Annotated in this window: 15 protein-coding genes; 5 read left to right on the plus strand and 10 right to left on the minus strand. The window is 71.0% G+C overall.

Annotated features, from left to right (window positions below):
- Positions 1 to 65: 65 nt before the first annotated feature.
- Positions 66 to 1058 (minus strand): nucleoside hydrolase, encoded by a 993-nt coding sequence (locus OHA55_RS28525; RefSeq protein ID WP_266712463.1) that lies wholly within the window; start codon positions 1056 to 1058, stop codon positions 66 to 68.
- A 460-nt stretch (positions 1059 to 1518) separates the two neighbouring features.
- Here OHA55_RS28525 and OHA55_RS28530 point away from each other — a divergent pair, with 460 nt between their 5' ends.
- From OHA55_RS28530 to OHA55_RS28545, 4 genes are all read left to right on the plus strand, one after another.
- Positions 1519 to 2667, plus strand: a complete 1149-nt coding sequence (locus OHA55_RS28530; RefSeq protein ID WP_266711700.1) for a LacI family DNA-binding transcriptional regulator — start codon at positions 1519 to 1521, stop codon at positions 2665 to 2667.
- A gap of 10 nt (positions 2668 to 2677) precedes the next feature.
- Complete coding sequence (gene rbsK, locus OHA55_RS28535) at positions 2678 to 3577, plus strand: ribokinase (RefSeq protein ID WP_266711702.1); 900 nt, start codon at positions 2678 to 2680, stop codon at positions 3575 to 3577.
- An 89-nt stretch (positions 3578 to 3666) separates the two neighbouring features.
- Positions 3667 to 3933, plus strand: a complete 267-nt coding sequence (locus OHA55_RS28540; protein ID WP_266711704.1) for a UBP-type zinc finger domain-containing protein — start codon at positions 3667 to 3669, stop codon at positions 3931 to 3933.
- A gap of 133 nt (positions 3934 to 4066) precedes the next feature.
- Positions 4067 to 4525 (plus strand): SRPBCC family protein, encoded by a 459-nt coding sequence (locus OHA55_RS28545; RefSeq protein ID WP_266711706.1) that lies wholly within the window; start codon positions 4067 to 4069, stop codon positions 4523 to 4525.
- A 92-nt stretch (positions 4526 to 4617) separates the two neighbouring features.
- Here the strand turns inward: OHA55_RS28545 and pssA are convergent, their stop codons facing one another.
- From pssA to OHA55_RS28585, 8 genes are all read right to left on the minus strand, one after another.
- Positions 4618 to 5475: a CDP-diacylglycerol--serine O-phosphatidyltransferase gene (pssA, locus tag OHA55_RS28550; RefSeq protein ID WP_266712465.1), complete on the minus strand. Its 858-nt coding sequence runs from the start codon at positions 5473 to 5475 to the stop codon at positions 4618 to 4620.
- On the minus strand, positions 5468 to 6115 hold the full coding sequence (locus OHA55_RS28555; RefSeq protein WP_266711708.1) for a phosphatidylserine decarboxylase: 648 nt from the start codon (positions 6113 to 6115) through the stop codon (positions 5468 to 5470). The genes pssA and OHA55_RS28555 overlap by 8 nt, the downstream gene beginning before the upstream one ends.
- Before the next feature lie 180 nt (positions 6116 to 6295).
- Positions 6296 to 7501 carry an acyl-CoA dehydrogenase family protein gene (locus OHA55_RS28560; protein WP_266711710.1) on the minus strand — a complete coding sequence of 402 codons (1206 nt, stop codon included), beginning with the start codon at positions 7499 to 7501 and terminating at the stop codon, positions 6296 to 6298.
- Positions 7502 to 7524: 23 nt separating this feature from the next.
- Positions 7525 to 8034, minus strand: coding sequence for a MaoC family dehydratase (locus OHA55_RS28565; RefSeq protein WP_266711712.1), 510 nt, complete (start codon positions 8032 to 8034; stop codon positions 7525 to 7527).
- A 2-nt stretch (positions 8035 to 8036) separates the two neighbouring features.
- On the minus strand, positions 8037 to 9008 hold the full coding sequence (locus OHA55_RS28570) for a CoA ester lyase (RefSeq protein WP_266711714.1): 972 nt from the start codon (positions 9006 to 9008) through the stop codon (positions 8037 to 8039).
- Positions 9005 to 11017, minus strand: coding sequence for a protein meaA (locus OHA55_RS28575; RefSeq protein ID WP_266711716.1), 2013 nt, complete (start codon positions 11015 to 11017; stop codon positions 9005 to 9007). Before OHA55_RS28575 ends, OHA55_RS28570 begins: the two co-directional genes overlap by 4 nt.
- A gap of 9 nt (positions 11018 to 11026) precedes the next feature.
- Positions 11027 to 12400 (minus strand): crotonyl-CoA carboxylase/reductase, encoded by a 1374-nt coding sequence (ccrA, locus tag OHA55_RS28580; RefSeq protein WP_266711718.1) that lies wholly within the window; start codon positions 12398 to 12400, stop codon positions 11027 to 11029.
- Between the two features lie 393 nt (positions 12401 to 12793).
- Entirely contained in the window at positions 12794 to 13600 is an 807-nt protein-coding gene (locus OHA55_RS28585; protein ID WP_266711720.1) for a GNAT family N-acetyltransferase, read from the minus strand.
- Positions 13601 to 13754: 154 nt separating this feature from the next.
- Between OHA55_RS28585 and OHA55_RS28590 the strand changes: the two genes are divergently transcribed.
- On the plus strand, positions 13755 to 14540 hold the full coding sequence (locus tag OHA55_RS28590) for a restriction endonuclease (RefSeq protein WP_266711722.1): 786 nt from the start codon (positions 13755 to 13757) through the stop codon (positions 14538 to 14540).
- Between the two features lie 61 nt (positions 14541 to 14601).
- Here OHA55_RS28590 and OHA55_RS28595 read toward each other — a convergent pair whose 3' ends face one another.
- Positions 14602 to 15426, minus strand: coding sequence for a TetR family transcriptional regulator (locus OHA55_RS28595; protein ID WP_266711724.1), 825 nt, complete (start codon positions 15424 to 15426; stop codon positions 14602 to 14604).
- Positions 15427 to 15490 lie beyond the last annotated feature (64 nt).

Below are 15490 nucleotides of genomic sequence, written 5' to 3' on the forward strand. Positions count from 1 at the left end.
GACGCGTGCCGGACGGCCGTGGCCGTGGCCCTTCGAGTCGAGCGTGACGGGTGCGGTGGAGGCGGTCACGCCCGCTCACCCTCAGGGGCGGGAGCGGGCTTGTCGCCGTCGGGGTCGCCGCCCTCGCCGATGCGCTCCAGCGCGTCGACGACCAGGCCCCAGAAGCGGTCGCGGTCGAGCGTGACGGCGACCTGGGTGGGGCAGTCCTCGGGGGCCGGGCGGCGGAAGTCCGCGACGGTCATGCCGAGGGTGAGCGAACCGTGCAGCTCGATGTCGACCGGAACCCTGCGCGTGGTCATCACGTCGGGGTCGATGACGTACGCCACGGCGCACGGGTCGTGCACCGGCGGGTGCTCGAAGCCCTGCGCCTCCAGGTACATGTCGCCGAAGAAGTCCAGCAGCTCGCCGACGAACCGGGCCGGGCGGGTGCCGACGGCGGCGATCCGCTCGCGTACCTCCGGGGTGGCCAGCGCCTGGTGGGTCAGGTCCAGGCCCACCATGGTGACCGGCCAGCCCGCGTTGAAGACGATGTGCGCGGCCTCGGGGTCGATGATGATGTTGAACTCGGCGACCGCGCTCCAGTTGCCCTCGTGGTAGCCGCCGCCCATCAGGACGACCTCGCGGACCCGCTCCGCGATGCGCGGTTCCTTGCGGACCGCCATGGCGATGTTGGTCAGTCCCGCGGTCGGCACGATCGTGATCTCGCCGGGCTCGTGCGACATGACGAGGTCGATGATCAGGTCCACCGCGTGCCGGGGATCCAGCTCGGTCCGGGGCTCGGGCAGCACCGGTCCGTCCAGGCCGGACTCGCCGTGGATGTCGGGGGCCGTCTCGATCTCGCGGACCAGGGGGCGGGGGTTGCCCGCAGCGAACGGCACACCCGTGATGCCGGCGATCCGCGCCACCGACAGGGCGTTGCGAGTCACCTTCTCCAGCGTCTGGTTGCCGACCACCGTGGTCACGCCGACCAGCTCCACGCCCGGGCTGCCGTGGGCCAGCAGCATGGCGATCGCGTCGTCGTGTCCGGGATCGCAATCGAGGATGATCTTCCTGGTCAACATGAGCCCCTTTGCTCGGCTGTGACGGTGTGCGGATGCGCGCCGGACGGACCGGCGGCAGAACCTTGGGAACGACTCCCCGCCCGTCCCGTGAACCGGGACCCGGCAGTGCCGACGGCACGGGTCGGCGCCGCGGAGCGGGACGACGGGTGCGCGCGGCCGGCTCGGCAGGTCGCCGGAGCCGGGTCGGCGGGTCCGCGCCGCCCTCCGGGAGGACGGCACGTGTGCCCGGGCCACAACGTCGGGAGGACGTTGGGAAATCGTTCTCCCAAGAGATTGCTCAACCTCGCCCCGAATTGTCAATGCATGAGGCACGCATCACAGTCGACCCTGGTCAGAGCGGTGCTGAGGTCTTTTCAACAGCCCTTCTCCCAGGCATTTTCGAGTGATAACGTTTGCCCTCGTCAAGGATGACGGGGTTCGCCGCTGTGCGGGCCGTGGCGAGCAAGGAGGCTGCCCGGTGGGTGAGGTGACCCTCAAGGACGTCGCGGCCCTGTCCGGTTGTTCGGTGGCGACGGTCTCCCGCGTCATGGCGGGCACACGGCCGGTCGGCGAGGAGATCGCGGCCCGGGTACGGGCTGCGGCCGAGACCCTGGGCTACGTGCCCAACCAGGTCGCGCGCTCCCTGCGCAGCCGGTCCACCGGCACCGTCGGCCTGGTACTGCCCCAGATCACCAACCCGTTCTACCCGTCACTGGTGCGGGAGCTCACGTACGCCCTGCACGACGTCGGGCGGGCGGCACTGCTCGCCGACTGCGACGACGACCCCGGCGTGGAAGCCGGCCGGATCGCCGACCTCCTGGGCCGACGGGTCGACGCCATGCTGGTGGTCCCCGTCGACGAGCACCTCAGCCGGGCCGCGGTGGCCGACGCGGCGGGCAAGGTCCCGCTGGTGCTGCTCGACCGCGGCTGCGGCCCCGGCGTCGCGGACCTGGTCGCGGTCGACAACACCGCGGGCATCGCCCTGGTCCTGGACCACCTGGCGGCCACCGGCAGGCGCCGGCCCTGTTTCATCGGCGCCGCGGGCACCGATTCGGCCGCGGCCGAGCGCCGGGCCGCCTTCGAGGCGAGCGTCGGAGCCCGCTTCCCCGGAGGCGAGCGGGCCCCGGTCGAACTCGGGGACTTCTCCGTCGCCTGGGGCCGGGAGGCCGTCGACCGGCTGTGGCCGTACCGCCCCGACGCCGTGGTCTGCGCCAACGACCTGATCGCCATCGGGGCGCTGCAACGCCTGCGCGAACTGGGCGCCGACGTGCCCGGCGAGGTCGCCGTGACGGGCTTTGACGACGTACCGATGGCCTCGCTCACCGCCCCCGGGCTGACCACCGTCCGTCAGCCGGTCCACGAACTCGCCGCCGAGGCCGTCGCGTTACTGGCCAGGAGACTGGACGCCGACCGCGCGGGCGGCCCGGCCCAGGCGCGTACCCCAGGCGTCCGCAAGGTGCGCACGCTGCGACTCGCCCCGGAGCTGGCCGTCCGTACCTCCAGCGTTCCGTCGGCCGCCGGGACGCCCCCGCCGCGCCCGGCCGGCCGCGCCGCGGCACCGGACTCCCGCCCGGTGACCCCCGTGCCCCCGCAGCGGCCCCGTGACCGCAATGACCCAACACCGTGAGGAACCAGCAGTGATCGCCGTCGTCGGAAGCCTGAATCTCGACCTTGTCGCCCCCGTGCCGCGGCACCCCGTGCCCGGGGAGACCGTGCTGGGCGGGGACATCGCCCAGCACCCCGGCGGGAAGGGCGCCAACCAGGCTGTCGCCGTGGCCCGCCTCGGCGCCGAGGTCTCCTTCGTCGGCCGGGTCGGCGACGACGACGCGGCCCGGGTGATGACGGACGCGGTGGGCGGCCAGGGCGTCGACATCACGCATGTGCGCACCACCCCCGGCACCGCCACCGGCCGGGCGATGATCGCCGTCTCCCCGGCCGGGGAGAACAGCATCATCGTCAGCCCCGGAGCCAACTCCCGGCTCGGCGCCGCCGACTGCGAGGCCGCCGCCGACGTGCTGCGCCGGGCGGCCGTCACCGTCCTCCAGCAGGAGGTCCCGGACGAGGCCAACCACGCCGCCGCCCGCCTCGCCGGCGGTACGGTGCTGTACAACCCCGCGCCCGTGACACCGGGCACCACTCCGCCCCCGTACGTCGACCTGCTCGTGCCCAACCGCACCGAGCTGGCCGCGCTCACCGGTACGGACGTCCCGCGCACCACCGACGAGGTCGTCGCGGCCGCCCGGCGGCTGCGGGGAGCCGGCGCGGTCGTCGTCACCCTCGGTGGCGACGGTGTCCTGCTGCTGGAAGGCACCGCGCACCTGCACCTGCCCGCCTTCCGCGTCGACCCGAAGGACACCACCGCGGCCGGGGACTGCTTCTGCGGCGCGCTGGCGGTCGGGCTCTCCGAGGGCCGCCCGCTCGCGGAGGCCGTCCGCTGGGCCTCGGCCGCCGCCGCGCTGAGCACCACACGAGCGGGAGCCCAGTCCTCCCTCCCGGCACGGGACGAGGTCGAGGAGTTCCTGAGCCGCCAGAAGTGAACCCTGGCCGGCCGCCCGGAGCACCCCGGCCGCCGCGGTCGGCCATGCCCGGGTTTCCCGCCCGGCCGCCGCGGTCGTAGGCTCGTCCCATGGCCCTCTGCGACGATCTGGACCGGGCGAGCCAGGACACGGCCCCCGCCCCTCCCGCCGACGCCTGCGCCGACTGCCTGGCGGTGGGCAGGGACGACTGGGTGCACCTGCGGCTCTGCCTGACCTGCGGCCGGGTGGCGTGCTGCGACAGCTCGCCACTGCGGCACGCGACCGCCCACTACGAGGCGTCCGGGCACCCCGTCATGCGCTCCCACGAGCCGGGCGAGGAGTGGCGCTGGTGCTTCCGCCACGAGGTGCTCGGCTGACGACCGGGTTCTTCGGCCACGAGGCGCTCGGCTGACGGCCCGGGCCCTTCCGTAGGACACCCGGAGGCAGTCGTTCCGGGTGCGCCCGGGGAGCGCGCACCGAAGACTGGGCGCATTCCCCGAGGAGGAACCCATGGGCACCCAATTCGAGGCGATCGTCGAGATCGACCGTCCCATCGACGACGTCTTCGCTTATCTCGCAGACGGCGAGAACGACCGGGATTTCAGCCCGCGCGTGCAGAAGATCGAGAAGTCTCCGGCCGGCCCCACGGTCGTCGGCACGACGTTCCGCTCCACGGTCAAGGACGCCGGAATGACCACCCAGCGGGAATTCGCCATTACGGAACTGGTGGCTCCGACCCGGGTCCGCTGGCAGGAGAAGTCGAAGAACGTCGTCACGGCGGCGGACGGCGGGTACGACCTGGAGGCGACCGGGAACGGCGGAACCAGGGTGCGGATCCACAACGTGCTCGAAGGCCATGGGGTCGGCAAACTGCTCGTCGGCTTCGCCGCCAAGGCCGCACGCAAGGACGCCCCCGCCTTCGGCCTGCGCATCAAGAAGGCCGTGGAGGCCGCCGTCCCGAGCCGCTGAGCCCACCGGAGCGTCGGGGACGGCCCCGGACGCGGGAGAGGCCCGGACGCCATGAGCATCCGGGCCTCTCCCGCGTTCCGTGTACGGCGGGGCTACGGCAGCTGGGCCGCGCGGGCCTCTCGCCGGTTGCCCCGGAAGGTGTTCACGCGCCGCGCGGTCGCGAAGAGCGGGATCACCGCGCCCAGCACGACCTGGAGCACACAGCCGGTCTGGAGCAGCAGGTGACCGCCCGGGGCGTCGAACGCCCAGGCGACGAGGAGCCCCATCGCGGCCACGATCCAGCTGAGCATCGCCACGGCGAGCACTCCGCGCGGCTTCGGGTACTCGACCCGGCTGACCATCAGCCACGCCACCCCGACGATCGCGAGGAGGGTGGGCACGAAGGGCAGCTCCAGCAGCACGATCGAGACGACCGTCAGCGCGCCGAAGGGGCTCGGCATGCCCTGGAACATGCCGTCCTTCAGCGTCACGCAGGAGAAGCGCGCGAGCCGCAGCACCACCGCCAGCAGCACCACGATCGCCGCGAGCGCCGAGACCCGCTGGTGCGCGTCGTCCGCGACCATCCCGTAGACCAGGACGAAGTACGCCGGCGCGAGACCGAAGCTGATGAGGTCGGAGAGGTTGTCCAGCTCCGCGCCCATCGGCGAGGACCGCAGCTTGCGGGCGACCAGACCGTCGAAGAGATCGAAGACGGCCGCCATCAGCATCAGGATCACCGCGGTGGCCGCGGAGTGACGCGCCATGCCCGACTCGTCACTGCCCGTGAGGTGCGGGATCAGAATGCCCGTGGTGGTGAAGTACACCGCCATGAACCCGCAGGTGGCGTTGCCGAGCGTAAGGGTGTCCGCTATCGACAGCCGCAGTGAGAGCGGCATGTCCTGGGCGTCGCCCTCGGCACCGTCCTCGGCGGCCTCGGGCACCCAGTCGGCCTGGGTGTCCGGATCAATCACGGTCAATTCGAGTCACCCCCGCGGTGGTGGCCTGGCCGACCTCGACCGCGACCTCGACACCCGCCGGCAGGTAGATGTCGACGCGCGAGCCGAAACGGATCAGACCGATGCGCTCACCCTGCTCGACCTTCGTGCCCTGGGGGATGTAGGGCACGATGCGACGCGCGACCGCGCCGGCGATCTGGATCATCTCGATGTCGCCGAGCTCGGTGTCGAAGTGCCAGACAACGCGCTCGTTGTTCTCGCTCTCCTTGTTGAACGCCGGGACGAACCCGCCCGGGACGTGCTCGACCGACGTCACGGTACCGGCCAGCGGAGCGCGGTTGACGTGGACGTTGAGCGGGCTCATGAAGATCGCGACGCGGGTGCGCCCGTCCTTCCACGGCATGATGCTCTGCACCACACCGTCGGCCGGGGAGATGACCCGGCCCTGCGCGATCTCGCGCTCGGGGTCGCGGAAGAACCACAGCATGCCCGCCGCGAGCGCGGTGGTGGGCACGGCGACGGCCGCCCAGCGGCCGGACTTGCGGGCCCGGGTCAGGCTGAGGGCCGCGGTGGCGACGGTCGGGAGGAGCCACGGCGATGCTCCGCGAGCGATGCGGACCCCGCCGCGGTGTGCGGAGGTAAGGCTGTCGGGCATGAATGACCTTCGTAGCGGATGATGCCGCGCTGGCAACGGGGGACGGCGGCTTTCCGTCGATGCTATCGGTTGGTGGCCACAACTCGGCAAGCCAGCAGCCGAGTCGGACCGCTGGAAGACCCCGCCCCAGGATCACTGGATGTGATCTTCTTCGCGGCCAAATCGCCCTTTAAGGGACGATCAACCCTGCAAGCGGTACTCCTCCAGGAGTCGGCGGCCAATGATCATTTTCTGGATCTCGGCGGTACCCTCACCGATCAGCAGCATCGGGGCCTCGCGGTAGAGGCGCTCGATCTCGTACTCCTTGGAGAAGCCGTAGCCGCCGTGGATACGGAAGGCGTCCTCGACGACTTCCTTGCAGTATTCGGAGGCGAGGTACTTCGCCATCCCTGCCTCCAGGTCGTTCCGTTCCCCGGAGTCCTTTTTGCGGGCCGCATTTACCATCATCGCATGCGCCGCTTCGACCTTGGTGGCCATTTCGGCCAGTTTGAACTGGATGGCCTGGTGCTGGGCGATCGGTTTTCCGAAAGTTTGACGTTGCTGGGCGTACGAAACGCCCAACTCGAACGCACGCTGTGCGACGCCGCAGCCACGCGCCGCCACGTTGACCCGGCCGACCTCGACTCCGTCCATCATTTGGTAAAACCCTCGGCCGGTGGTGCCGCCGAGGACCCGATTGGCCGGAATGCGTAGTCCGTCCATGATGAGTTCGGTGGTGTCGACGCCCTTGTAACCCATCTTGTCGATCTTCCCGGGGATGGTGAGGCCGGGCCTGACCTCTCCGAAGCCGGCCTCCTTCTCCACCAGGAAGGTCGTCATCGACTTGTGCGGCGCCGTTCCCTCGGGGTGTCCTTCGTCACTCCGGCAGAGAACGGCCACCAGGGTCGACGTACCCCCGTTGGTGAGCCACATCTTCTGGCCGTCGAGGACGTATTCGTCACCCTCCCGCACACCCTTGGACGTGATGGCCGACACGTCCGAGCCGAGACCCGGCTCCGACATCGAGAAGGCGCCCCGCACCTCGCCCAGCGCCATGCGCGGCAGGAAGGTGTCCTTCTGCTCCTGCGTGCCGTGCTGCTTGAGCATGTACGCCACGATGAAGTGCGTGTTGATGATCCCCGACACACTCATCCAGCCGCGGGCGATCTCCTCCACGCAGAGCGCGTACGTGAGGAGCGACTCGCCCAGCCCGCCGTACTCCTCCGGGATCATCAGTCCGAACAGGCCCAGTTCCTTGAGGCCTTCGACGATCTCGGTCGGGTACTCGTCGCGGTGCTCCAGGGAGGTCGCGACGGGGATGATCTCCTTGTCGACGAAGTCCCGTACGGTGGAGAGGATTTCCTCCTGGACGTCGGTCAGACCTGCGGTCCGGGCGAGTCGGCTCATGACGGCTTCTCCTGTGACTTCGCTTAGTTGGCGGGGGCGGGAGTCGGGCGGCCGGGCTGCTCGCCGCCGCGCGCCTCGATGTACTCCTGCGTGGGAACCATCACCTTGCGCCGGAAGACGCAGACGACGGTGCCGTCCTGCTTGAAGCCCCGGGTCTCGACGTACACGATGCCCCGGTCGCTCTTGGACTTCGACGGCGTCTTGTCGAGCACGGTGGTCTCGCCGTAGATCGTGTCGCCGTGGAAGGTGGGGGCGATGTGCCGGAGCGATTCCACCTCCAGGTTGGCGATGGCCTTGCCCGAGACGTCCGGCACCGACATGCCCAGCAGCAGCGAGTACACGTAGTTGCCGACGACCACGTTCTTGCCGAAGTCGGTCGTGTTCTCGGCGTAGTTGCTGTCCATGTGCAGCGGGTGGTGGTTCATGGTCAGCAGGCAGAACAGGTGGTCGTCGTACTCGGTGACCGTCTTGCCGGGCCAGTGCTTGTAGACCGCGCCGACCTCGAACTCCTCGAAGGTGCGTCCGAACTGCATGGTCAGGCCTCCGGGGCTTCGAACTTCGAGGTGCGCCGCATCCCGGCCGCCCGCCCCTTGCCCGCGACGACCAGCGCCATCTTGCGGCTCGCCTCGTCGATCATCTCGTCGCCGAGCATCGCCGAACCCTTCTTGCCGCCCTCCTCCGAGGTGCACCAGTCGTAGGCGTCGAGGATCAGTTCGGCGTGGTCGTAGTCCCCCTGCGACGGCGAGAAGACCTCGTTGGCCGCGTCGACCTGGCCCGGGTGCAGCACCCACTTGCCGTCGAATCCCAGCGCCGCGGCGCGGCCGGCCACCTCGCGGTAGGCGTCCACGTCACGGATCTGCAGGAACGGTCCGTCGATCGCCTGGAGGTCGTGCGTACGGGCCGCCATCAGGATGCGCATCAGGATGTAGTGGTACGCGTCGGCGCCGTAGCCGGGCGGCTGCTGGCCGACGACCAGGGTCTTCATGTTGATGGACGCCATGAAGTCGGCCGGGCCGAAGATCAGGGTCTCCAGCCGGGGCGAGGCCGCCGCGATGGTGTCGATGTTCACCAGGCCCTTGGCGTTCTCGATCTGCGCCTCGATGCCGATCCGGCCGACCTCGAAGCCCATCGTCTTCTCGATCTGGGTGAGCAGCAGGTCCAGCGCCACGACCTGCTCGGCGTCCTGGACCTTCGGCAGCATGATGCAGTCGAGGTTCTGCCCGGCGCCCTCGACGACCGTGATGACGTCCCGGTACGTCCAGTGCGTGGTCCAGTCGTTGACCCGCACCACCCTGGTCTTGCCGGTCCAGTCGCCCTGGTTGAGCGCGTCGACGATGGTGTGCCGCGCCCCTTCCTTGGCGAGCGGCGCGCAGGCGTCCTCCAGGTCGAGGAAGACCTGGTCGGCCGGGAGGCCCTGGGCCTTCTCCAGGAAGCGCGGGTTGGAGCCGGGCACGGCCAGACACGAGCGGCGGGGGCGCAGCCGGTTCACGGGCGTGGGCGTGGTCATGCGGGGACCTCCAGAGGGTCGAGCTTGTTGGCTTTGCGGATCTCGTCGACGATACGGCCGATGATCTCCGTGATACCGAAGTCCTTCGGGGTGAAGACGGCGGCGACCCCGGCCCGGACGAGAGCGGCGGCGTCGGCGGGCGGGATGATCCCGCCGGCGATCACCGGGACGTCGTCCGCGCCGGCCTCGCGCAGCCGGTGGAGCACGTCGGGGACGAGCTCGGCGTGCGAGCCGGAGAGGATCGACAGGCCCACGCAGTGCACGTCCTCGGCCAGCGCGGCGGAGACGATCTGTTCGGGCGTCAGCCTGATGCCCTGGTAGACCACCTCGAACCCGGCGTCGCGCGCGCGTACGGCGATCTGCTCGGCGCCGTTGGAGTGCCCGTCGAGCCCCGGCTTGCCGACCAGCAGCCGCAGCCGACCGCAGCCGAGGTCCTCGGCGGTACGGGCCACCTTCGCGCGGACCGCCGCCAGCGGGGTGCCCGGCTCGGCGGTCACGGCGACCGGCGCGGACGAGACCCCGGTCGGCGCCCGGAACTCGCCGAACACGTCCCGCAGCGCCCAGGACCACTCCCCGGTGGTCACCCCGGCGCGGGCGCACTCGACCGTGGCGGTCATCAGGTTGTCCGTACCGGCGGCGGCTTTCTTCAGGGCCGCCAGGGACTCGGTGGCGCGTGCCTCGTCGCGTGCGTCGCGCCAGGCGTGCAGGGCGGCGACCACCCGCGCCTCGTTCTCGGGGTCGACCGTCATGATGGCGCCGTCCAGGTCCGCGGTGAGCGGGCTGGGCTCGGTCGCCTCGTGGACGTTGACGCCGATGATCTTCTCCTCGCCGCTCTCGATCCGGGCCCGCCGCTCCGCGTGCGAGGCGACCAGCTCGGACTTGAGGTAACCGGACTCGACGGCCGCCATCGCGCCGCCCATCTGCTCGATCCGGTCAATCTCCTCCAGCGCCTCCTCCACCAGGGAGTCCACCTTCGCCTCGATCACCCGGGAGCCGTCGAAGATGTCCTCGTACTCCAGCAGATCGCTCTCGTGCGCCAGCACCTGCTGGATGCGGAGCGACCACTGCTGGTCCCAGGGGCGCGGCAGGCCCAGTGCCTCGTTCCACGCGGGCAGTTGCACCGCGCGGGCGCGGGCGTCCTTGGAGAGGGTGACGGCCAGCATCTCCAGGACGATGCGCTGGACGTTGTTCTCCGGCTGCGCCTCGGTGAGGCCGAGGGAGTTGACCTGCACGCCGTAGCGGAACCGCCGTTGCTTGGGGTCGGTGATGCCGTACCGCTCGCGGGTGATGCGGTCCCAGATCCGCCCGAAGGCACGCATCTTGCACATCTCCTCGATGAAGCGGACGCCCGCGTTCACGAAGAAGGAGATGCGCGCGACCACCGCGCCGAACTTCTCCTCGGGCACCTGCCCGGAGTCGCGCACCGCGTCCAGCACGGCGACGGCCGTGGACATGGCGTACGCGATCTCCTGGACGGGCGTGGCCCCGGCCTCCTGCAGGTGGTAGCTGCAGATGTTGATCGGGTTCCACTTGGGGATGTGATTGACCGTGTACGTGATCATGTCGGTGGTCAGCCGCAGGGAGGGCCCGGGCGGGAAGACGTGCGTCCCGCGCGAGAGGTACTCCTTGACGATGTCGTTCTGCGTGGTGCCCTGGAGCTTGCCGGGGTCCGCGCCCTGCTCCTCGGCGACGACCTGGTAGAGCGCCAGCAGCCACATCGCGGTGGCGTTGATCGTCATCGAGGTGTTCATCTGTTCCAGCGGGATGTCCTGGAACAGCCGGCGCATGTCGCCGAGATGGGAGACCGGCACCCCCACCCGTCCGACCTCGCCGCGGGCGAGGACGTGGTCGGGGTCGTAGCCGGTCTGGGTCGGCAGGTCGAAGGCGACGGAGAGACCCGTCTGCCCCTTGGCGAGGTTGCGCCGGTAGAGCTCGTTGGACGCCTCGGCCGTCGAGTGGCCCGCGTACGTCCGCATGAGCCACGGACGGTCCTTGCGACGTTCGGTCATCGGGAGACCTCAGACGTTCCGGCTGGAAGGGGTGGCCGGCTCCGCGGGGGTGGTGCGGAACAGGTTGATGGCGTCGATGTGCTTCGCGCGCAGTTCCTCGTCGCGCACGCCCAGGCCCTCGCGCGGGGCCAGCGCGAGGACGCCGACCTTGCCCTGATGGACGTTGCGGTGGACGTCGTGGGCGGCCTGGCCGGTCTCCTCCAGGGAGTACACGCGGGAGAGCGTCGGGTGGATCTTCCCCTTCGCCACCAGCCGGTTCGCCTCCCACGCCTCGCGGTAGTTGGCGAAGTGGGAGCCGACGATCTTCTTGAGCGACATCCACAGGTACCGGTTGTCGTACTCGTGGGTGTACCCGGAGGTGGAGGCGCAGGTGACGATGGTGCCGCCCTTGCGGGTGACGTAGACGGAGGCGCCGAAGGTCTCGCGGCCGGGGTGCTCGAAGACGATGTCGACGTCCTCGCCGCCGGTCAGTTCGCGGATGCGCTTGCCGAACCGCTTCCACTCGCGGGGGTCCTGGTGGCTCTCGTCCTTCCAGAACTTGTAGCCCTCGGCGTTGCGGTCGATGATCGCCTCGGCGCCCATCCGCCGGCAGATGTCCGCCTTCTGGTCGTTGGAGACCACGCAGATCGGGTTGGCGCCGCCGGCCAGCGCGAACTGGGTGGCGTACGAACCGAGTCCGCCGCTCGCCCCCCAGATCAGCACGTTGTCGCCCTGCTTCATGCCCGCGCCGTTGCGCGAGACGAGCTGGCGGTAGGCGGTCGAGTTGACGAGGCCGGGTGCCGCCGCCTCCTCCCAGCTGAGGTGGGCGGGCTTGGGCATCAGCTGGTTGGACTTGACGAGCGCGATCTCGGCGAGGCCGCCGAAGTTGGTCTCGAAGCCCCAGATGCGCTGCTCGGGGTCGAGCATCGTGTCGTTGTGGCCGTCGGACGACTCCAGTTCGACGGAGAGGCAGTGCGCGACGACCTCGTCGCCCGGGTGCCAGGCGTTCACGCCGGGCCCGGTGCGCAGCACGACGCCCGCGAGGTCGGAGCCGATGACGTGGTACGGCAGGTCATGGCGCTTGGTCAGCTCGCTGAGGCGGCCGTACCGCTCCAGGAAGCCGAAGGTGGAGACCGGCTCGAAGATCGAGGTCCAGACGGAGTTGTAGTTCACCGAACTGGCCATGACGGCGACCAGGGCCTCGCCCGGGCCGAGTTGGGGCACCGGGACCTCGTCGAGGTGGAGCGATTCGCGCGGGTCCTTGTCGCGGGTGGCCCGCCCCTCGAAGATTCCCGCTTCGTCCTTGTGCACGGTCACCGCGCGGTACGACTCGGGGAGGGGCAGCGCCGCGAAGTCGGCCGCTGTGCTTTCCTGCGACTGGATCGCGTCCAGGATTTCCTTCACGGTGATGCCTCCGGCGGGTGGTGTCTCCCCTGCTCGAACGGGCCGAGAGACAGGGGAACGCTGGTGAGGAACGCTTCGGTGGTCCCTGCGGACAGGGAGCGGTGCGGTCTGGAGGTGTGCCGTCGGTTCGGCGGGGTGGAGCTCGGCGTGCTCGGTGGAGCGGGAAGGGTGCCTGTGACGCAGGCGTCCGGGCGCGCGGGCACGGTCGGCCCGCGGGGACAGCCGGCGTACGTGAGATCCGGTACGCCGGCCGCCCGGACACCTTCAACGTATGGCACTGCGTGACAGCTGACAAGGCACCGAGTGCCAACAATTTCTCTCAGCTGTCATCAGGTCGGCACGCATGAGCAACACGATGGGCGTTCTGGTGCGGTCTGTCCCGCAGGAGAAGGGCTACGACGCGATGCGGTACACGTACGGCGTCGTGGTGGCGAGCGCCGTGAAGCCCAGCCGCGCCAGGATCGGGGCCGAGTCCGCGGACGCGTCGACCTGGAGGTACTCGACCCCGTGCGCGGCGGCGGTGCGGGCCCGGTGCGCCACCAGCGCGCGGTAGATGCCGCGCCCCCGCCACTCGGGGTGCGTACCGCCGCCCCAGAGCCCCGCGAAGGAGGTGCCCGGGTACAGCTCCATCCGCGCCGAACTCACCGGCAGCCCGTCCGCCACTGCCACCAGCCCGAAGAACTCCTCCGGCGCCGCCGCCAGCCGCGCCAGCATGTGGTCGCGCAGCCACGAGGCGTCCCTGCCGAACGCCGCCTCGTGCGCCTCGGCCATCAGCCTCACCCCGGCCTCGTCGCGCACCTCGCGCAGCTCCACCCCGGCGGGCGGCCCGGCGTCGGCCGGCAGGTCCGCCACCGCGGCCACCATCAGCGTCTCCGGAGGCTCCGGGACGAAGCCCGCCGCGCCCAGCCGGTCCGCCAGACCGGCTGGGCGGTCGTGGCTGTAGACCTTCCATTCGAAGGACGCGACACCCAGGGCCGCGCCGAGCGCCCCGTAATGCGCGAGCTGCGCCGCCACGGCGGCTTCGGCGCCCTCCTCGTCGAGCTCCGGCGAGGACCACACCACACCGTTCCAGTCGTCGGGGCCGCCGCTCCGGCGGACCACCGGCCCGTCCCGCTCCACCCGTGCACCGGGGCCGTCGGGGCGGGCGTTCTCCCGCATCTCGTCATCGAACAGGGCCAAGAGTTCCTCGTGGGTACGCATCGGCGTACCCGACCACGCCCCAAGGCGCGTGGCCATCGAATTTCGCCCGTGCCCGAGTCGATCACCCCCGTCCGGGGCAGACGCCGGAACGGATGATCTTGCGCCGAGCAGGACACACGGCCGGGACGAGGGGTGGAAACGGATGCCGACAGGGATGCGCGGGCGCACACGGGGGAGCCGCCGGGACTTCAGCCTCCGGCGCACGACCGTGGGGTTCGCCCTCGCGGCGGTCCTGCTCGGGGTCGGCGGGATGCTGCTCCGCAGCGCCTGGCAGAGCGTCGGCGGCCATCCCGCCGTCCGGGGCGCACTCGTCCTGCTCGTGCTCGCGGGCGCGGTCGCCCTGCTGCGACGGCGCCGCCGGCGCAGGCACGCCGCCCGGCTCGCTGCGGCCGTCACCGAGGCGGCGGAGGAGCTGGTGGACACCGCGCTGGCGGAGATCGACGAGGCGGTGGAGGCGGAGGCTGTGGCCGGGCCGGTGTTCGTCCCCGGGCCCGCACCCGCGCCCGAGCCGGCTCCGGTGGACTTCGCGGCCCTCGATCCGTACGCCTTCGAGGAGGCCGTGGCCGAACTCTGCCGCCGTGACGGCTGCCGGGACGCCGAGGTGGTGGGCGGCGCCGGGGACCTCGGCGCCGACGTGCTCGCCACCACCCCGGACGGCCGCCGCCTCGTCGTCCAGTGCAAGCGCTACGGCCCTGCCAACAAGGTCGGCTCGCAGGATCTCCAGCGGTTCGGCGGGACCTGCTACGCCGTTCACGGAGCCGAGGTGGCGGTCGTGGTGAGCACGGGGGAGTTCACCGCCCCCGCCACCGAGTACGCGGCGGCCTGCGGCATCCTCTGTGTGGACGCGGAGGCACTGGCGGGCTGGAGCGGGGGAGCGCTGCCGCCGCCGTGGGAGCTCCCGGCGGCCCTGGGCGGGACGGGTCTGCCGGAACCGGTCTGAACCGCGTGCCGGGAGAGCGGAGTGACCGGCGGGGACGTCGCGCTCAGGCGCCGGGGCGCCCTCAGCGCTCCTTCAGGGCCTGCTGGATCGTGCGCATGACCTCGTCCAGCGGGGCGTCCGTCCGCGCCACCGCGACCAGTACCTCGCCGTCCGAGGAGACCGAGGCGGCGGGCGCCGCGGGCTCCTTCGCCGGTTCGGTGCCGGCGATCCGGCCCGCGCCGATGCCGGTCCCGAAGGTCTCCCGCACGATGGCGAAGGCGTGGTCCAGCTGGGCCTCGACGTCGCCCTGGCCGTCCGCGCGCAGCCAGCGCCGCAACACGTGGTTGTGCGCGGTCACCACGGCGGACGCGGCGACCTCGGCCAGCAGCGGGTCGTCGTTGCCGACATGGCTGTCGCGCTCGTCGAAGTGGCCCAGCAGATAACGCGTGAAGAGCCGCTCGTAGCGGGCCACCGAGGCGATCTCGGCCTCCCGGAGCGCCGGCACCTCGCGGGTGAGCTTGTAGCGGGCCACGGAGACGGCGGGCTTGGCCGCGTACATCTTCATGACCTCCTTGATGCCCCGGCACACCGTGTCGAGCGGGTGTTCGTGGGAGGGGGCCGCGTTCAGCACCGCCTCGGCCCGCACCAGGGTGTCGTCGTGGTCCGGGAAGATCGCCTCCTCCTTCGACCGGAAGTGCCGGAAGAAGGTCCGACGGGCCACACCCGCGGCACCCGCGATCTCGTCCACGGTGGTGCCCTCGTACCCCTGCGTGGCGAAGAGCTCCATGGCCGCGGCGGCCAGTTCGCGGCGCATTTTGAGCCGCTGCGCGGCGGCACGGGTGACTGCCGTGCTCTCCGGAGCGTCGGAGGCGGCGGTGGCACGGGGGGACCTGGCGGGCTGGGACATGGTGTGAACGTACTCCATGGGCGAGGAGGAGTGTGGCCGAGGTGGTGTCCTGCTGATCAAGGTC

The sequence above is a fragment of the Streptomyces sp. NBC_00102 genome, assembly GCF_026343115.1.
Taxonomy (GTDB): domain Bacteria; phylum Actinomycetota; class Actinomycetes; order Streptomycetales; family Streptomycetaceae; genus Streptomyces.